Annotated in this window: 16 protein-coding genes and 1 pseudogene; 7 read left to right on the top strand and 10 right to left on the bottom strand. The window is 59.7% G+C overall.

Translation table 11 applies throughout. From position 1 onward, the window contains the following. Positions 1–84: 84 nt before the first annotated feature. From ACPYOP_RS26350 to ACPYOP_RS26320, 7 genes are all read right to left on the bottom strand, one after another. Positions 85–1566 carry a mannitol dehydrogenase family protein gene (locus ACPYOP_RS26350; protein ID WP_481413215.1) on the bottom strand — a complete coding sequence of 494 codons (1482 nt, stop codon included), beginning with the start codon at positions 1564–1566 and terminating at the stop codon, positions 85–87. Between the two features lie 148 nt (positions 1567–1714). Beyond that, positions 1715–2713 carry an ABC transporter ATP-binding protein gene (locus ACPYOP_RS26345; protein WP_481413214.1) on the bottom strand — a complete coding sequence of 333 codons (999 nt, stop codon included), beginning with the start codon at positions 2711–2713 and terminating at the stop codon, positions 1715–1717. 11 nt (positions 2714–2724) lie between these two features. Next, positions 2725–3567 carry a carbohydrate ABC transporter permease gene (locus ACPYOP_RS26340; protein WP_481413213.1) on the bottom strand — a complete coding sequence of 281 codons (843 nt, stop codon included), beginning with the start codon at positions 3565–3567 and terminating at the stop codon, positions 2725–2727. A 1-nt stretch (position 3568) separates the two neighbouring features. Next, the gene (locus ACPYOP_RS26335) at positions 3569–4441 is read right to left on the bottom strand and encodes a carbohydrate ABC transporter permease (protein WP_481413212.1); all 873 of its coding nucleotides are present in this window, start codon (positions 4439–4441) and stop codon (positions 3569–3571) included. Between the two features lie 147 nt (positions 4442–4588). Then, positions 4589–5905 carry an ABC transporter substrate-binding protein gene (locus ACPYOP_RS26330; RefSeq protein WP_481413211.1) on the bottom strand — a complete coding sequence of 439 codons (1317 nt, stop codon included), beginning with the start codon at positions 5903–5905 and terminating at the stop codon, positions 4589–4591. A 144-nt stretch (positions 5906–6049) separates the two neighbouring features. Beyond that, a complete protein-coding gene (locus ACPYOP_RS26325) occupies positions 6050–7003 on the bottom strand; it encodes a sugar-binding transcriptional regulator (RefSeq protein ID WP_481413210.1) in 954 nt (317 codons plus the stop codon). 42 nt (positions 7004–7045) lie between these two features. Continuing rightward, positions 7046–7501, bottom strand: coding sequence for an RbsD/FucU family protein (locus ACPYOP_RS26320; RefSeq protein WP_481413209.1), 456 nt, complete (start codon positions 7499–7501; stop codon positions 7046–7048). 224 nt (positions 7502–7725) lie between these two features. On the opposite strand from ACPYOP_RS26320, the gene ACPYOP_RS26315 reads away from it, so the two are divergent. From ACPYOP_RS26315 to ACPYOP_RS26295, 5 genes are all read left to right on the top strand, one after another. Continuing rightward, positions 7726–8385 (top strand): response regulator transcription factor, encoded by a 660-nt coding sequence (locus ACPYOP_RS26315; RefSeq protein WP_481413208.1) that lies wholly within the window; start codon positions 7726–7728, stop codon positions 8383–8385. Beyond that, entirely contained in the window at positions 8382–9734 is a 1353-nt protein-coding gene (locus ACPYOP_RS26310) for an ATP-binding protein (protein WP_481413207.1), read from the top strand. Before ACPYOP_RS26315 ends, ACPYOP_RS26310 begins: the two co-directional genes overlap by 4 nt. A gap of 86 nt (positions 9735–9820) precedes the next feature. Continuing rightward, complete coding sequence (locus tag ACPYOP_RS26305) at positions 9821–10747, top strand: ROK family protein (RefSeq protein ID WP_481413206.1); 927 nt, start codon at positions 9821–9823, stop codon at positions 10745–10747. Then, a complete protein-coding gene (locus ACPYOP_RS26300; RefSeq protein WP_481413205.1) occupies positions 10737–11447 on the top strand; it encodes a copper homeostasis protein CutC in 711 nt (236 codons plus the stop codon). Before ACPYOP_RS26305 ends, ACPYOP_RS26300 begins: the two co-directional genes overlap by 11 nt. Before the next feature lie 208 nt (positions 11448–11655). Further along, positions 11656–12546, top strand: coding sequence for a DUF6030 family protein (locus ACPYOP_RS26295; protein ID WP_481413204.1), 891 nt, complete (start codon positions 11656–11658; stop codon positions 12544–12546). Positions 12547–12661: 115 nt separating this feature from the next. Here the strand turns inward: ACPYOP_RS26295 and ACPYOP_RS26290 are convergent, their stop codons facing one another. Genes ACPYOP_RS26290 through ACPYOP_RS26280 form a run of 3 tightly spaced genes read right to left on the bottom strand, consistent with a single transcriptional unit; the run spans position 12662 to position 17445 of the window. Next, positions 12662–14209, bottom strand: a complete 1548-nt coding sequence (locus ACPYOP_RS26290; RefSeq protein WP_481413203.1) for a SpoVR family protein — start codon at positions 14207–14209, stop codon at positions 12662–12664. Further along, positions 14209–15480: a YeaH/YhbH family protein gene (locus tag ACPYOP_RS26285; RefSeq protein WP_481413202.1), complete on the bottom strand. Its 1272-nt coding sequence runs from the start codon at positions 15478–15480 to the stop codon at positions 14209–14211. The genes ACPYOP_RS26290 and ACPYOP_RS26285 overlap by 1 nt, the downstream gene beginning before the upstream one ends. 18 nt (positions 15481–15498) lie before the next feature. After that, a complete protein-coding gene (locus ACPYOP_RS26280; RefSeq protein ID WP_481413201.1) occupies positions 15499–17445 on the bottom strand; it encodes a PrkA family serine protein kinase in 1947 nt (648 codons plus the stop codon). Between the two features lie 440 nt (positions 17446–17885). Here ACPYOP_RS26280 and ACPYOP_RS26275 point away from each other — a divergent pair. Beyond that, positions 17886–18017: pseudogene (locus tag ACPYOP_RS26275) on the top strand (IS3 family transposase); the annotation flags it as partial. A gap of 534 nt (positions 18018–18551) precedes the next feature. Then, positions 18552–18866 (top strand): hypothetical protein, encoded by a 315-nt coding sequence (locus tag ACPYOP_RS26270; RefSeq protein ID WP_481413200.1) that lies wholly within the window; start codon positions 18552–18554, stop codon positions 18864–18866. The last annotated feature ends 281 nt before the right edge of the window (positions 18867–19147 follow it).

The following is a 19147-nucleotide window of genomic DNA, read 5'->3' as shown; positions in this document are numbered from 1 at the left end:
GAATTCTGTTGTTGTCCCGCCCGCCTGATTTACCGGCAGGGCAATGGAAAACGGCCGGAACAGGAGAAGTCCGGCCGCTTGAAATTATTCCGCGAGTTTGTTGTCCAAGTATAGCTGCAGGGTGACGCGGGTACCCTTTTCCCACAGCGTTTTCAGTGCATGCGCGAAGCGCTTGCGGAAGAGATCGGATTTGGCGACATCGCCGAAAATATCATCGAAGACGAGGAAGGCATTGGGATCGTCCTTTGCCTTGAGGGCTGCTTCATGCAGCCGATCGGCACTGGCATCGTTGAAGACGATCTCCTTGCCGCTGTCGCTCTTGCCCGCAAAATAGCGGCACCAGAGGGCGGAGACGAGCGCGAGGCCGATGATATCCTCGCCGCGGCGGAGCCGATCGGCCGTGGACGGCAGGATGAACTTCGGCTGGCGGTTGGAGCCGTCCTGTGCGAGGCGCGGAATGGTATCGGCGATCTTCGGATTGGAGAAGCGCCGCTCGATCAGCTTGAAGTAATCCGCAAGCACCGTGTTCGGCACCGGCGGGATCACAGGGATGATCTCATCGTTTTCGAGCTTGGCGAGGAAGGCGCGGATCAGCGGCTCTTCCATGGCCTCATGCACGAAATGGATATCCATCAGCGCCGCCGGATAGGCAATCGCCGCATGGCCGCCATTGAGGATGCGGATCTTCATATGCTCATAAGGCGTCACGTCGGGCACGAAGGTGACGCCCACCTTTTCCAGCGCCGGGCGGCCTGCGGGGAAATTATCCTCCAACACCCACTGCTTGAACTCTTCGCAATAGACGGGCCAGTTGTCCTCGATATCGAAGACCTCTTTCAAGAGATCGATCTCGCGCGTGCCGGTTGCCGGCGTGATGCGGTCGACCATGCCGTTCGGGAAGGCGACGTTTGCCGCGATCCATTCGGCGAAGGCCGGGTCGGAAAGCTTCGCCGTACCGATGACGGCGGCTTTGGTGACGCCGCCATTGTGGGGGATGTTATCGCAGGACATGACGGTGAAGGGCGGCAGACCGGCGGCCCGGCGCGCCTTGAGGCCGGCAACGATCAGGCCGAACACCGTCTTCGGGGTATCCGGGTTCTGCCCATCGGCGGCGATCGCCGGATGAGAGGGGTTGAACTTGCCCGAGGCATCGATGAAGTAGCCACCCTCGGTGATCGTCATCGAAACGATGCGGATCGTCGGGTCGGCAAGCTTGGCGATGACGGCCTTGGCGTCGCCCACCGGCAGGATGTCGATCATCGGCGCGGTCACGCGCGCGGCCGTGCGATTATTGTCCTGCTCGACCACGGTCGTCAGAAAATCCTGTGCTGCAAGTTTTTCCCGCATGGCCGCATCGGACGGCAGCACGCCCGCGCCGATGATCGCCCAGTCATGGGCCTCTCCGGCATTGAAAAGATCGTCGAGATAAACCGCCTGATGGGCGCGATGGAAATTACCGACACCGAAATGCACGATGCCCGCCGAAAGCGATTTCGGATCGTAAGCAGCAATGGCCGCCTTTGCCGCCGCCTGCTGAAGAGTTGCGAGCGATAATTTGCACGTCATGTCTCTCGTCCTTCTGAAGGGTCTCTGGCGCCGGGCGGCTTGGGAAGAGCGCGCCGGCTAATATGCTTGCCGTCCGCAGAGATCAATGCGGACCGGCGGAAATGCGCTGGCCGTGCCCACCCAAGCGCGCACGGCCTCGGCTTTTGGCTCAGATCGACAACCCTTCGGCGTTGAACCGATGAATATGCGCCTTGTCGGGCGTCAGGTAGACGGTATCGCCGGCCCGGGCCGGGAAATCGCCCGAACCGCGTGCCGTCACCGTGCCGATCCCATCGACGTCGATGTGCAGGAAGGTGTCGGAGCCGAGATGCTCCGCCACAAGCACTTTGCCTTGCCAGTCGCCCGCAGTGGTCGACAGCAGGGTATGTTCCGGCCGCACGCCGATCGTGTCGCCGCCGAGGCTCTGGGCATAGGCGCCCTTGACGAAGTTCATTTTCGGCGAACCGATGAAACCGGCGACGAAGAGGTTGCGCGGAGAGCGATAGAGCTCCAGCGGCGAGCCCACCTGCTCGATATTGCCGCGGTTGAGCACGACGATCTTGTCGGCCATGGTCATGGCTTCCACCTGATCATGCGTCACATAGACCATCGTCGTCTTCAGCTGCTGATGCAACTCGCTGATCTCGAGGCGCATGTTGACGCGCAGTGCGGCATCGAGGTTCGACAAGGGCTCGTCGAAGAGGAAGGCCGCCGGCTGACGCACGATGGCGCGGCCGATGGCGACACGCTGGCGCTGGCCGCCGGAAAGCTGGCGCGGCTTGCGCTCCAGATAATCAGTCAGGTTGAGGACGCGCGCGGCGTCCGCCACCTTCTTGTCGATCTCCGCCTGCGGCATGTTCGCCATCTTCAGCGGAAAGGCGATGTTCTTGCGCACGCTCATATGCGGATAAAGCGCGTAGGACTGAAACACCATGGCCAGGCCGCGGTCGGAGGGCTTCAGATTGGTACCGTCCTTGCCGTCGATGAGGATCTGGCCGCCCGAGACGTCTTCGAGGCCGGCGATCAGCCGCAGCAGCGTCGACTTGCCGCAGCCGGACGGGCCGACGAAGACGACGAACTCGCCATTGTCGATCTCGAGGTCGATGGAAGGAATGACCTTGGCTTCGCCGAAGACCTTGGAAACTTGTCTGAGAACAATGCTACCCATGCTTGTCTTCCTTACTTAACCGCGCCGAAGGTGAGGCCGCGAACGAGTTGTTTCTGGCTGAACCAGCCGAGGATCAGGATCGGAGCGATCGCCATGGTCGATGCCGCCGAAAGCTTGGCATAGAACAGGCCCTCCGGACTGGAATAGGAGGCGATGAAGGTGCTCAGCGGCGCCGCGTCGACGGCGGAGAGATTGAGCGTCCAGAAGGCCTCGTTCCAGGCGAGGATGATGTTGAGCAGCATCGTCGAGGCAAGGCCGGGGATCGCCATCGGCGTCAGGACGTAGATGATCTCCTTTGCCAGCGTCGCACCGTCCATACGGGCCGCTTCGAGGATTTCACCGGGGATTTCCTTGAAGTAAGTATAGAGCATCCAGACGATGATCGGCAGGTTGATGAGCATCAGGACAATCACCATGCCCAGCCGGCTGGCGAACTGGTCGTTCAGGAGACCGAAGCTCTGGAACAGCAGATAGATCGGGATGAAGGCGCCGACAGGCGGCATCATCTTCGTCGACAGCATCCACATTAGGACGTCCTTGGTCCGCTTGGTCGGCGAGAAAGCCATGGCCCAGGCGGCCGGTACTGCAACGAGCAGGCCGAGAATGGTCGAACCGAAGGCGATGATGACCGAGTTGCCGAAGTGGAGGAAGTAATCCGAGCGTGACTGCACCTCGAAATAATTCTCCAGCGTCCAGTGGAAGAAGAGGAATTGCGGCGGCGAGGCGATGGCATCGCCCTCCGTCTTGAAGCTCGTCAGGATCGTCCACAGGATCGGGAAGAAGATGAGGAGCGCCACGACCCAGGCGGCGACCGATACGACGATCTTGCGTTGCGTAGTGACTTTGCGTGCCATCTCAAGCCTCCAGGTTCTTGCCGACCGCGCGCATCAGGAAGATCGCGACGATATTGGCGAGGATGACGGCGATGATACCGCCCGCCGATGCGCCGCCGACGTCCTGCGACAGAACGATCTGCGAATAGACGAGATAAGTGAGGTTCGTCGTCGCCGTCCCTGGCCCGCCATTGGTGGTGACGAGGATCTCGGCGAAGGCCGACAGCATGAAGATCGTCTCGATCAGGATCACCACGGTGATGGCGCGGGCCAGATGCGGCAGGATGATGTAGATGAACTTCGAAACCGGCCCGGCGCCATCCATCTCGGCGGCTTCCTTCTGCTCCTCATCCAGCGACTGCAAGGCGGTCAGCAGGATGAGCGTCGCAAAAGGCAGCCATTGCCAGGCGATGATGATGATGATCGACAGAAGCGGAACCGTCTCCAGCCAGGTCAGCGGATCAAGCCCGAAAAATTTGAAGAGATGCGCCAGAAGCCCGTTCACCGGGTTCATGAACATGTGCTTCCAGATGAGGGCGGCGACCGTCGGCATCACAAAAAAGGGTGCAAGCACCAGCATGCGCACGATGCCCTGGCCGAAGATCGGCTGATCGAGAAGGAGCGCCAGCGCAATGCCGCCGATGACGGTGATGAGCAGCGCACCGCCGACAAGCAGGAGCGTCACGATCAACGAGCTTATGAAGGCCGGGTCGGTGATGAAATATTCGTAGTTGAGCCAGCCGATGAAATCATGCGCGCCGGGGTTCAGCAGATTGTAGTTCAGCGTCGAGAAATAGATCGTCATCACGAGCGGGACGATCATCCACGCGAAAAGAAGCAGAACTGAAGGCGCCATCATGACGCGTGCGGTGGAACGGGTGTGCAACGTTGCCATGGCAAGTACCGACCTATCTTTTAAAAGGAGGGGATGGCCGCGGACCGGCTGAAACAAAAAGGGCCGCCAAGGGCAGTTCGGCGCTCGGCGGCCTAGGGGGAAGCGGTGCTCGAGAGGGTGCACCGCTTTCCTTAGCTTCGAAGGCCCTTACTTCGGATAGCCGGCCTTCTTCATTTCGCGTTCCGTCAGCTGCTGGGCAGCCTTGAGCGCTTGATCGACCGAGATCTGGCCGGCAAGAGCAGCCGAGAACTGCTGACCGACAGCCGTGCCGATGCCCTGGAACTCAGGGATGGCGACGAACTGGACGCCGACATAGGGAACCGGCTTGACGGTCGGATGCGTCGGATCAGCCGAGTTGATCGAGTCGAGCGTCATCTTCGCGAAAGGCGCTGCCTTCTGGTAGTCCGCACTCGCATAGAGCGACGTACGGGTGCCGGGAGGTGCGTTCAGCCAGCCTTCCTTCTGTGCGACAAGGTTGGTGTATTCCTTGCTGGTGGCCCAGGAAATGAACTTCTCCGCGGCTTCGGTCTTCTTCGACGAAGCCGGGATGGCGAGGTTCCATGCCCAGAGCCAGTTGCCGCGCTTGCCGAGGCCCTTGTCCGGCGCCAGAGCGAAGCCGACCTTGTCGGCGACCTTCGATTCCTTCGGATCGGAGACGAAGGAGGCTGCAACCGTCGCGTCGATCCACATGCCGCACTTGCCGGACTGGAACAGGGCCAGGTTTTCGTTGAAGCCGTTGGAGGAAGCGCCCGGAGGGCCGGCATCCTTCATCAGCTTGACGTAGAAACTCAGCGTGTCCTTCCATTCCGGCTGGTCGAACTGTGCCTTCCACTTCTCGTCGAACCAGCGCGCGCCGAACGAATTCGACATCGCCGTCAGGAATGCCATGTTCTCGCCCCAGCCTGCCTTGCCGCGAAGGCAGATGCCGTAGACTTCATGCTCCTTGTCGGTGATCTTGCGGGCTGCATCGGCGACGAAGTCCCAGGTCGGGGCGTCCGGCATCTTCAGACCGGCCTTCTCGAACAGGTCCTTGCGATACATCACCATCGAGCTTTCGCCGTAGAACGGTGCCGCATAAAGCTTGCCGTCGGTGGTCAGACCACTGCGAATGGCCGGAAGAAGGTCGTCCGCCGCATAATCCTTGTCGGCGGAAAGCTTGTCGAGCGACGCAAGCCAGCCGAGCTTGCTCCAGATCGGCACTTCATAAGTGCCGATGGTCAGCACGTCGTATTGGCCGGCCTTGGTGGCGATGTCGGTCGTAACCTTCTGGCGCAATACGTTTTCTTCAAGCGTAACCCATTGCAGGTCGATACCGGGGTTCTTGGCTTTGAAATCGTCCGTAAGCTTCTGCATACGAACCATGTCGCCGTTATTGACCGTCGCAATCGTGAGGGTTTCCGCGGACGCCAGGCCGGCAAACATCAGCGCCGAGCAGGCGCTCAGCAATAAAGTTTTCAATTTCATATCTTCCTCCCAGAAGACTAAAATGAGCATTCGCTTTGCTCGTGGGCAATTACTCACTTATTGCGACAAAATGTCAATGCGGATTCGTTGCTGCATTGCCGAGCAAGCAACTCATCTCTTTGTTTTTATGGAAAAATTTTTTGCTCAGTCCCTGAGCAAAAATTCAGCAACTGCCTCGTCGGTGATCAAACCGTTGATTTGCCGGCCGGCAACCGCAGCCTTGATCGCCTCGAACTTGCGTCTTCCCTTGGCGATTCCAATGACCGAACAGGTGTCCCGGGACGGTATCGGCGCACTGGCGACGCGATCGTTGACATCATCGGGCATCAGCTTGCCATCGCCATCGAAAAGCCAGCCGCAGATCTCGCCGGCGGCGCCGCGGTTCATCAGCGCCAGCATCTCCTCTCTCTCGAGGAAGCCGTCGAGGCAGAGCGGCGCTTCGATGCCCATTTCGCCGATACCGACGAAGGTCACGTCGGCCTGGGCGCTGATATCCAGTGTCGAGCGCACCAGCGCCTGCGCATGCAACAGTTCGCGTTCTTCAGCCGACGACACCAGCACCGGCAGCGGCATCGGAAAATGCCGCGCCTTGATGACATCGGCCATGCTGAAAATGACGTTGTAATAGGCGGCTGAACCGTCCGGCCCGATATTGCCGGTCAGCGACACCACCCGGTGCTGCAGACATTCGATGGCCGGCAGTTGATCGACCGCGGCCTTCAGCGTGCGGCCTGTGCCGATCGCCAATACGATCGGATCGCTGCGCCGCAGCCAGCGTTCGATTTCGGCGGCCCCGGCTTCGGCAATGCCGATGGTGGAGGAGGTGCTGTCCGGATCGCTCGGCACGACATCGACATGCCGGAGGCCGAATTTCGCTTTCAGCGCCACGGCATATTCCAGACAGGCGGCAATCGGGTGATCCAGCCGCACCTTGATCAGCCGTTCGGCAACGGCGAGCGACACCAGCCTCTGCGCCGACTGGCGGGAGATTCCCATTGCGACTGCAATCTCGTCCTGCGTCCGGCCGGCAACGTAATAGAGCCAGCCGGCCCGCGCCGCATCGTCAAGCCGCCCCTGGGAATCCAGCTTTCTCGCCATCGCATTCCTTTATCGAAACAGCGCTGTTATCCGAATATCGGATCACTCAGTTTCCGGCGGGATGACGCCCTTGGTCAAGGTGAAACAACCGTAGAAACGGAGTTCGCCGGTCTGGATGACGCAGTAGGCATTCTTGGCGCGCTCATAGAAAGCGTAGCGCTCGACCGAGATCAGCGGCCAATGCTTGCCCTCGGCCTTGTCGATCGCAGCCTGAACCTCACGCTGAACCTGCGGCACTTCGTCAGGCGCGCCGACCACTTCCATGCGCGTTGCGGCATCGTCGATGAATGTATCGAGCGGCATCAATGACAAGATCGCGGCAACTGCGTCGGCGGCCGGCACGTTGTCGATGCGCAGAAGCTCACCCAGAACCGTCTGGCTTGCGATGGCTTCCGCCGGGAAATTCGTATCGACCACGACGAGCATGTCGCCATGTCCCATCGATTTCAGCGCATAGAGCACATCCGCATTCAACAGCGGCGAAATTCCCTTCAACATGACCGAGCATCCTCCAATGGCCTATGGCGGCCATCCGGCGGCCGCTTCGTTCTCCGCGCAAACAAGTAACCATCGCGTTCCTGTCTGTCCATAGGCAGCGGGAACGTTTTCGGCGGACGGATATCTCAAGAACTGTGCATCCAGGCGTGGCTTATTTCGGCCGTTATTGACCCGATAGCTTCGTCGGCATTAACTGAGGCACGTTCAATAGTTGAGAGGTGCAGGTGCGCATTCTTCTGGTAGAGGACGACGACACGATCGGCAGCGCGGTTCGCGACCATATCGCGGCAGGCCCGCACGCTGTTGATTGGGTCAGGAATCTCACCGATGCCGATGAGGTTACCAGCGCCGTGCAGTATGGCCTTGTCCTTTTGGACCTGCAGCTTCCCGACGGCAGCGGCATCGATTTCCTGAAGCGGCTGCGCCGCAGGCCCGACGAAACACCCGTCATCATCCTCACGGCGCGCGACCAGATTTCCGATCGCATCGAGGGATTGAACAGCGGCGCCGACGACTATCTCGTCAAGCCGTTCAATCTCGGCGAGCTCACGGCCCGCATCCTGGCGGTAGCCCGCCGCTATACCGGCAGCCCACAGCCGACCATCCGCTTTGCAGACCTCGAAATCGACCAGCCGCAGCGGCGGGTTCGGCTGGAAGGCAAGGATGTGGTGCTGACCGGGCGCGAATGGGCCGTGCTCGACCTGCTGGTTGCAAGGCCCGGCGCCATCGTCTCGAAAGACAAGATAGAAGAAGCGCTCTATGCCTTCGGCTCCGAGATAGAGAGCAATACGGTGGAAGTCTATGTCAGCCGCCTGCGCAAGAAGATCGGCAGGGACCGGATCCGGACGGCACGTGGCGTCGGCTATTGCCTGGGTGAACGATGACGCAGCAGAAGGGCCCAAGCCGCGCCAGCATCACCCGTCGCCTGATCACTGCACTCACCGGGACCGTCGTCGTCTTCTGGCTGATTGCGGTCGGCATCGGCGTCTATGTGGTGAACAAGGAGCTCTCCGAGACCTTCGACGGCGCATTGCAGGAAACCGCCGAACGGCTGATGCCGCTGGTGCTTGACGATCTTGCCAATCGCGACCATTCGGGCGATCCGCAAAGCCTGGAAGAGCTCAACAAGGGGCTGAACCGCGAGTATCTGACCTATCAGGTGCTGGATGCGAACGGCAAGGTCATCCTGCACTCCCACGATGCCCCGGCTACAGCTTACGACGTGCCGCTGCAGATCGGCTTCCACAATACGCCGCGATACCGGATCTACACGGAATCATCGGCTGACGGCACGATCTTCCTGCATGTCGCGGATGCCTTCAAGAATCGCCGCGAAGCATCCCGCGAAAGCGGCGTTGCCTTGCTCTGGCCGCTGCTTGCCCTCATTCCCGCCAGCATCGTCGCCATCGGCTTCGTCGTCGGCCGGTCGCTCAGGCCCATCGACCGCCTGCGATCGCAGATAGCCACCAAGGACAGCGGCAATATGGCGCCATTGGACAGCGAGACGCTGCCGCGTGAGCTGCAGCCGATTGCGCGTTCCGTCAATCTCCTGCTCGACCGGCTGCGCCTGGCCCTCGAAGCCGAGCGGGAATTCACCGCCAACAGCGCCCATGAGCTGCGCACCCCGATCGCCGGCGCGCTCGCCCAGACCCAGCGCCTGATCGCCGAACTGCCGCAAGGGCCTCTGACAGACCGCGCCGGCCGCATCGAGACATCGCTTTCCAATCTGGGACGGCTGGCGGAAAAACTGCTGCAGCTCTCCCGCGCTCAAGCCGGCATCGGCGCCGGCGACAAACCGGCCGACCTGGTGGCCATCATCGAAACCGTCATCGGCGACTATGACCGCGACACCGCCACGGCCGGCCGCGTCCAGTTGGAAAATGACGCAAAGGCGAAACTGATCCGTAATGTCGATATCGACGCCTTTGCCATCGTCATGCGCAATCTTATCGAAAATGCGTTGATCCATGGCCCGGACGATGATGAAGTGACGGTCCAGGTCGATGACCGCGCCATCCGCGTCGTCAATGCTGGCACCGTGCTTTCCACAAATGACCTTGCCGGCCTGAAGAAGCGTTTTCGGCGCGGCAAGACGAAAGCGGCCGGCTCCGGCCTCGGCCTCTCGATCGTCGAGCGTATCGTCGAGCAGATCGGCGGGCATCTCGATCTGTTTTCGCCGGCCACCGGCAGGACCGATGGTTTCGAAGCCAGGATCACGCTGCCGGCCGATTGACGATGGCGCGTCCCGGCAAGGATTGATCTTGCAAAGATCGGCAAAGGGTGCAAGCAAGGCCGCATGTTTCCAGCGGGTCGATATTCATGATCGTTTCCTTCGACATCGGCGGCAGCGCCATCAAGGGCGGCATCGCCCGTTCCATGACGGATATCGTCCCGCTGGCACGGCGCCCCACGCCCAAGCATGATTTTGCCGAATTCGTCGCAGTCCTGCGCGATGTCATCGCGGAGGCGGGCGAAAAGCCGGATTGCCTCTCCTTCTCCATTGCCGGCGTGGTCGATTCCGATACGCAGGCGCTGACCTGCGCCAATATCCCTTGCATTCACGCCCGCCACCTTGCCGCCGATCTGGAAGCGGAACTCGGCTATCCCGTACTGATCGCCAATGATGCCGATTGCTTCGCCATGGCCGAAGCCATGTCCGGCGCCGGCCGCGGCCATCGCATCGTCTTCGGCGCCATTCTCGGCACCGGCGTCGGCGGCGGCCTGGTGGCCGACGGCCGGCTGGTCAACGCCGCCGGCGGTTTTGCCGGGGAATGGGGCCATGGTCCCATCATCGCATCCTTCGCCGGCAATCCGCCGATCGCCATCCCCGCCTATCCCTGCGGCTGCGGCCAGAAGGGCTGCGTCGATACGGTCGGCGGTGCCCGCGGCATCGAACGCCTGCACAAGACGCTTCATGGCCTGGACCTTTCCAGCGAGGAGATCATCGACCAATGGCTAAAGGGCGATGAGCGCGCGGAACGCACGATCGACGTCATGGTCGATCTGGTCGCCTCGCCGCTCGCTTTGACGGTCAACATAACAGGCGCGACCATCGTTCCGGTCGGCGGCGGTCTTTCCAACGTCGAACCGCTGCTGGCGCGCCTGGATGAAGCGGTACGCGCCCGCATCCTGCGCAAGTTCGGCCGGCCGCTCGTCGTCCCCAGTCAGTGCAAGCTGGAACCGGGCCTCATCGGCGCCGCCCTGCTGGGCCTGCAATATGCCGGAGAGCGCGATCATGCTGCTTGAGGTCTGCGTCGAAGATATTTCCGGCCTGAAGGCCGCCGTCGAGGGCGGCGGCGATCGTATCGAGCTTTGCAGCGCACTCGCCGTCGGCGGCTTGACGCCAAGCGCCGGGCTGATGGTAGAGGCCGCGAAGATGCCCATTCCCACCTACGCCATCATCCGCCCGCGCGCCGGCAGCTTCGTTTATTCGGCCGATGAGCTCGACGTCATGAAGCGCGACATCGATGCGGCCCGCAATACCGGGCTGCCGGGCGTCGTGCTCGGAGCCTCCCTGCCGGACGGCCGATTGGATTTTGATGCGCTTGCCATCCTCACCGCCCATGCAAAAGGTCTCGGCACGACGTTGCATCGCGCCTTCGATCTTGTCCCTGATGTCGCCGAGGCTGTGGAAATGGCCGTCAAGCTCGGTTTCGAACGCATCCTGACGTCGGGTGGCGCCAAGACCGCCGCGGAAGGCGTCGACATGCTTGAACAGGCGATTGCGGCAGCGGCCGGTCGGATCTCCATCATGCCCGGCTCCGGCGTCACGCTCGCAACCGTCGGTCAGCTATGGCCACGCCTGCAGATCAGCGAGATCCATGCCTCCTGCTCCGCAGCCTTTGCCGAGCCGGACGAGCGCGTCGTCGCCCTCGGCTTCTCGGCGCCATCAGCGCGCCGCACGGATGCCGCGACGGTCAAGGCGCTCAAAACCTATTTCGCCTGAAGCGGCGACGAGGTGCGAAAACCAAGGACCTGAAACGCAAAAAGTGAGCCCGAAGGGCCACGGCGCGCTGGGCAAGGTCATGAATTGACAAAGAAACATTAGAATGATCAATCGTTCATAAACGCATATGCTGTAGCCACGTATTGGCTGCGCAACATACAGTTACCGCGGCCAGCAGGTTTCCTCGGGAGTAGCTGAGATCTGAACCATGTCGGTGGCGCCACCTCGCAAGAAAAGTAGGGCTGTCTTCTGGGTTACAGCTGTTGTCATCGGTTCGATCATCCTGACGACCGCGCTCCTTGCCAACGACATGCGTAACCTCAAGGCGCTGGACAGCCGCTACCATCTCAACCTGTTTCCCCAACAGGAACAGCAGGCCGCACCTCTGCCGCCGATATCCGCCCAGGCGCAGCAGCCGGCGCGCGTCGCCACGGCAAACACGCCAGCCGAACATGCGCCGGCGACAGCAACCGGAGCGCCAAGGCACGATCGTATAAAGCCGACGGCCGATGCCGCCGCTCAAAAATCTTCGGCAAAAAGATCGCATCTGCTGGACGCTCCCGTCGACGCCTTGCTGAGCGCCTTCGTGCGCAGCTGGCGGATATCGGGTCAAACCCTTTGCGCCGATCTCGAAAAATTCGGCCTGCCCGTCGGCGAATGGCGGCAAAGCGAATTGGGCGGCGGCACATCGGAATGCAGCTATGCCGTCCAGAAGGGCGCCTACGGCAAGCCGAACGCGGCTTCTTTCTTCATTATCGCGCGCGGCAAGCCGACCGGCGAACTCGAGACCATCCGGATCAAGGTGATCATGCCCGACAATGACGATGGCAAGGCCATCGCCGGCACCTTCGTCGACACTGTCGTCCTGCTGCTGAACGAGACCCATTGGCTGGATTTCCAGGCGGCGCTGAATGCGATCGGCACGCTCCAGGATGTGACGCTGCAGGCCTTCGGCGCCAAGCTCGCCTTTTTCAAGGAATTCCAGAGCAACAACAATTTCAACCTTCAGCTGGAATTGCGCAGAACGGCACCGGAGCAGATCCGAACCGCGATCGTCTTCGACAAGGCGCGCTGGACCCTTCCCTCTCCCTCCAAGTAGGTGCGTCGTCTCTGGGTGCGATGGTGCATCATTGATCCTGAGGCGTCAGAAAGACGGCGCGCAAGTGAGCGGCCATCAGCGCCAACAGAAAAAACCATCGTAGTGATCGGGACTTTTACGCCGCCAGTGCCGAGGCGCGGGGATGGACGAGATGATCGCGAAGCACTGCGCCGGAGCGGTCGACTTCCTGCATCAGCACGTCGTAGCTCCATAGGTCCGCTAGGTGCTGCAATACACGCTTGGCATCCATATCGTCAAGCATCGCGCCGTTCAGCACCGTATGCTTGACCAGCAGCCGCCTGTCGCCGGCAAGATCGACATCGACGATCTCGATATGCGGATCGATCCAGCCGACATCATATTGCCGCGACAGCTCGCGGCGGATACGCCGATAGCCGCGCTCATCATGAATGGCTGCAACCCTCAGGCCCTCTTCCTCCTCGGGATCATCCGTCAACTGGAACATGCGCATCTTGCGCATCAGATGCGGGCTGAGGAACTGTGCAATAAAGCTCTCATCGCGATAATTCGCCCAGAGGTCCCGCAGCACTGCCATGGCATCGCCGGTGCCGGCGATATCGGGGAACCACTGACGATCCTCTTCCTTCGGCCGCGTCACGATGCGCTCGATATCCTGCATCATGGCAAAGCCGATCGCATAAGGGTTGAGGCCGGAATAGCGCTGATCGTTGAAGGTCGGCTGGAAAACCACATTGGTATGCGATTTCAGGAACTCGAGAAAATCGCCGTCGCTGATGCCGCCGAGCTCGTGCAGCCGCGTCATGATGCGATAGTGCACATAGGTCGCCGTGCCCTCGTTCATCACCTTGGTCTGGCTCTGCGGATAGAAGTATTGGGCGACATGCCGCACGATGCGGATGATCTCGCGCTGCCAGGGCTTCAGGCGCGGCGCCATCTTTTCCAGGAAATAGAGGATATTCTCCTGCGGCAGGCCCGCCAGCGAACGCCGCCGCTCCAGATCGAGATCGTGGGTCTTCTTGCCCGATCCGGCCGGAACCGTGCGCCAGAGATCGTTGAAAATCTTCTCGTCATATTCGCGCCGCTCGCGCTCGCGCTTTTCCTCGTCGCGCAGATCCGGTGTCTTCTTGCCGGCATAGCGATGGACGCCATGCGACATCAGCGCATGCGCGGCATCCAGCGTGCGCTCGACCGCGGCGTGGCCGTAGCGCTCCTCGCAGCGCGCGATATAGCTCTTGGCGAAATTGAGGTAGTCGAGAATGCCTTCGGCATCGGTCCAGAGCTTGAAGAGATAGTTGTTCTTGAAGAAGTGGTTGTGGCCGAAGGCGGCATGCGCGATGACGAGCGCCTGCATCGTCGCCGTGTTCTCCTCCATCAGATAGGAAATGCAGGGGGAGCTGTTGATGACGATCTCATAGGCAAGCCCGCGCAGGCCCTTACGATAGAAGGCCTCGTGGTGGGCGAAGTGCTTGCCGAAGGACCAGTGCTTGTAGAACAGCGGCATGCCGATCGAGGAATAGACGTCGAGCATCTGCTCTGCGGTGATGATCTCGATCTGATTGGGATAGACATCGAGACCGAGCTCGTTGACGGCGATCTTTTCGCAGGCATTGTGGATTCGCTGAATGGTGGCGAAATCCCAGTCCGCACCCTCGAAAAGCCGCTCCATCGATGCCTTTGCCATCAGCCGCTCCTTGTTTCCGCCGTCCGGCGCTGGAAGAGATCGTGGAAGACCGGGTAGATCTGGCTGCGATCGCTGACCCGCCGCATGGAAAGCACCGGCCATCCCGCCTGCATCCGCTCGTAGAGCGACCAGATCGCCGAACCGGAGGAGATCGCGACGCTGCGCGATTCACCCACTTCCAGATAAGCAAAATACTGGCAGACGGGCAGGATCTCGCTCGTCATCAGCGCCGCCGTCGTCGCATTGTCGGAATAGGCATTGTCGCCGTCCGAGGCCTGCGCTGCGTAGATGTTCCAGTCCGAGGCGGGGAAACGATCACGCACGATCCGCCGCATGGCTTCGAGAGCGCTCGAAACCTGTGTGCCGCCCGTCGCCGGGCTGCGGAAGAAGGTCTCCTCATCCACTTCCTCCGCAACGTCGGTATGGCGAATGAACACGATCTCGACACGGCGGTACTGCCGCGTCAGGAAGATGTAGAGCAGCATGTAGAACCGCTTGGCGAGATCCTTCATGTGCTCGGTCATCGAGCCCGATACGTCCATCAGGCAGAACATGACGGCCTGCGCCACCGGCTTCGGCTCATTCTCGAAACGGCGATAGCGGATGTCGATCGGATCGATATAGGGAATGCGCCGGACCTTCGATTCCAGCCTCTTGATTTCGGCTTCGAGCTGCGCGCGGCGCTTCTCGTCCTCACATTCCTCCGCCTCTTCGATGAGCTTTTCGACTGTTTCCGGCTTCGGGCGATGCAGCGCCACGCGGCGCATCATCGCAAGCCGCATGGTGCGGTTGATGGCTAAATTGGCGGGCGATCCCGTCACCGAATAGCCTGCGCGCACCGGGTTGATCTGATCCGCCGACATCAACCGCCGTTTGGCGAGATCCGGAAGTTCGAGATCGTCGAGAAAGAGATCGAGGAATTCATCCCGCGTCAGGATGAAGCGGAAGGCATCCTCACCGGTGCCGTCACCGCCGGCGCGCGGCCTGCCGTCGCCGCCCTCCGGCCGCGGCAGGATATCGCCTTCGATGAAGTCCTTGTTACCGGGAAGAATATGCTCCTTGAGGCCCTCCGGGCCGCGATGGAACCGAGGCTCCTCGGTTCCATCAAGGGGAATGCTGATTTCGCCACCTTTCAGAATGTCCTGAATGTCGCGACTTTGAGAGGCTTCATAGACCGCTCTTTGCACCAGCGCTTTTGCTCTACGCAAAAACCGTTGACGGTTCTCCAGACTTTTACCGCCTGGGTTCAGGCGTCTGTCAACAATGTGCATTCCTTCTTCCTTGGTGGCTCATCCCGCCTGTTTCACACGCATGTACCATTCCACAAGCCGCCGAACCTGGCGCTCCGTATAGCCCCGCGCAACCATGCGCTCGACGAATTCGCCATGTTTCTTCTCCGACTCGCCGTCCTTCTTGGACCCGAACGAGATAACAGGCAAAAGATCCTCGACCTGGGAGAACATCCGCTTTTCGATGACTTCCCGGATCTTCTCGTAGCTGGTCCAGGACGGGTTCTTGCCGCCGTGGCCTGCCCGTGCACGCAGGCAGAACTTGACGACCTCGTTGCGGAAATCCTTCGGGTTGGCGATACCCGCCGGCTTTTCGATCTTGGTCAGCTCCTGGTTCAGAAGCTCGCGGTCGAGAAGCTGGCCGGTATCGGGATCCTTGAAATCGACATCCTCGATCCAGGCGTCGGCATAGTCGACATAGCGATCGAAGAGGTTCTGGCCGTAATCCGAATAGGATTCCAGATAGGCTTTCTGGATTTCGTTGCCGATGAACTCCGCATAGCGTGGTCCGAGTTCGCTCTTGATGAACTCGATATAGAGCTTCTCGGTTTCAAGCGGCAGCTGTTCCCGGCGGATTGCCTGCTCCAGCATGTACATCAGATGCACCGGATCGGCGCCGACCTCGGTCGTGTCATAGTTGAAGGTCGCCGCCAGCACCTTGAAGGCAAAACGGGTGGAAGCCCCGTCCATGCCTTCGTCGACACCGGCCGTATCGCGATATTCCTGCACGCTGCGCGCTCTCGGATCGGTCTCCTTCAGGCTCTCGCCGTCATAGACCCGAAGCTTGGAGAAGGCTGTCGAGTTCTCATGCTTGGAAAGCCGCGTCAGAACCGTGAAGCGGGCGAGCGTCTCCAACGTCGACGGCGCGCAGGGCGCGTCGCTGAGTTCGGATTCCTCGATCAGCTTCTCGTAGATCTTCTGCTCCTCGGTGACCCGCAGGCAATAAGGCACTTTCACGACGCAGATACGGTCGATGAAGGCCTCATTGTTCTTGTTGGACTTGAAGGTCTGCCACTCCGACTCGTTGGAGTGGGCAAGAATGATGCCGGAGAAGGGTATCGCGCCGATGTTTTCGGTGCCGATATAGTTGCCTTCCTGGGTCGCCGTCAGCAGCGGATGCAGCATCTTGATCGGCGCCTTGAACATCTCGACAAATTCGAGAATGCCCTGGTTGGCGCGGTTCAATGCACCGGAATAGCTGTAGGCGTCGGGGTCGTTCTGCGCCAGGCTTTCGAGCTTGCGGATATCCACCTTGCCGACCAGCGAGGAAATATCCTGGTTGTTCTCGTCGCCCGGCTCCGTCTTGGCGACGGCGATCTGCCGCAGCCGCGAAGGCTGTATCCGAACCACCTTGAAGCGGGAAATATCGCCCTCGAATTCCTCGAGGCGCTTGAGGCACCAGGGGCTCATGAGCCCGGTCAGACGCCGGCGCGGAATGCCATAGCGTTCCTCGATCATCGCCCCCATGGTGACGGGGTCGAACAGGCTGAGCGGGCTTTCGAAGACCGGGCTCAGTTCACTACCGGCCTTCAGCACATAGACGGGATGCACCTCCATCAGCGACTTCAGCCGCTCGGCGAGCGAGGATTTGCCGCCGCCGACGGGCCCGAGCAGATAGAGGATCTGCTTGCGCTCCTCCAGGCCCTGAGCCGCGTGGCGGAAGAAGGCGACGATGCGTTCGATCGTCTCTTCCATGCCGAAAAAACCAGAGAAAGCCGGATAAGTCCGGATGGTCCGGTTCATGAAGATACGCCCAAGCCTTGTGTCCTTGGCCGTATCGATCAGCAGTGGTTCACCCATGGCTGCCAGCAGCCGCTCTGCCGCATTTGCGTACATGAGCGGATCATCCCGGCATGCTTCCAGGTATTCTGAGAATGACATCTCGACTTCGCGCCGTGCTTCGAAAGAACGGGCGAACGTGTTAAATAGCACATCGTTGTTTAACATGGCGCCTCGGTAGCTTGCTATTGCAATAAACGCCGGCTTTTACGAGATCACTTTATCCCGCTGTATCTAAGGTGCGGTATGACTCGCTTCGAATCAATAGGTGATCTGTCAATAATTCGTACGCTTGATTCCGAATGTCATCAATATCTTGATGGGATCATGCACCGAATTAATGAAACACAACCATAAGATTGTTGCGATCAAAACACTACACGCAAAAAGCTTCACTTCAATGACCAAGCATGCACAGCGGACACTCATCCGAAAACCCGATCTGAACGAAGAATTGGTCGAAGCCAGCGTCGCGCTTCATTGTCCGCATGATTTAGGAGAAAAGATGGTGCCCAGCGCCGGAATCGAACTATTCTACCATTCGTAGACATTCTAGCACGTCGCAATTGTGTCGATATCGCAGCCCGCGCAGTTCCGACGCAGGCAGCGTCTACCGATCACGCAATGAAGCACGTCAGGACGCGTTCGATTACATCGAGATGGTCTACAAGCCGAAACGCAAATACGTCAGGAACGGGATGCTGTCACCCGTCGAGTTCGAGAAGCAGCAGAAAATCTGACCCGAGGTCTCTCCGAAACTCGGGGCTATTCAATCTCTCCCAATGACAGAGCCAAAACAGTAAGTTACCGCTAAAATTAATAATTAAAAATATTATGAAAGTTTTCTAAAAAACGTGATAATATGCCTAAATCCTAGAAAATAATTATAACAAGGAGCCGAAATGCAAAACGTTCTTATTGCCAACGCAGTACGACGCTCGATGCGCATGCTGATAGAGACCTCTGTTTTGATCGCTGGTACGGCGGCTATTCTCAGCCTCAGCCTTCCGTCAGTTCATCTTTGGTTGTGATCATGTCAAAACGTTCAAAGCGGTTCCAATGCCCCATTAGAGAGAAAACCGACACGGTCTTCCGTCCTATTACAACGGGTGACGTTGCCGCCCGGACCGAGAAGGCTGCAATGCTTAAGGCCCTACGGATCGAGCGCGATCGGCCAATGCGTCCTCAAACTGTACATTAGCCACCCCCTGAATCCGGAAGCATTCAATAGTTCCTTTTGGCGCTTCCAGCGCTAGATTGGTTGAAAGGATACCATGGAGCGTTTGCAACGCCTCTCCAACGGCACTTTGATGCCGAACGATTTGGACAAAGTTCGAATAGTGTTTAATGAGGTGGTAAAGCAGACATGGTTCGATCCAAACGACTATAGTAAGGAAGGTTTTGCGTCAAAGCTGATCGTTTTGTTTCAATGCGGCATAGTCCGCCCTGATCAACTGACCAAGGTCGCCTTTCTTTTGGCGCTGAACGATTTCTGTCATGACATGCCGAACGTTCAGCGAGCGAAGCTGAAAGCTGCTTACAAACACTCTCCCTCCATCGGACGAGCGCCGTTGGCTATTCGGCTTTGAGCTGCGAGCCATGATCCTGATGATCGCGGAGGAGTTGGCCTCCGCCGCGCCCTTCGAACCGCCGAAGGACCTGACCCCGAAGAGAGCATCGTTGAGAATTCTTCCGACTTGATGTGGTCGTAGGGCCGCAAAAGCGTACTCCACCTCGTTCTGATATCACCAAAACCGACCAGGCATCCGACAGAAGTGGAAAATTTCGAAAGTTGTCCTTCCCGAGAGAGGGGTGACAGTTCATACCGGAGACATGGGTTACACTTTTTGCCTTTGCGAGGAGAGCGAAG

It is taken from the genome of Rhizobium sp. KNZ2-6A (genome assembly GCF_056755475.1).
This window is presented reverse-complemented; position numbering and strand designations above follow the sequence as displayed.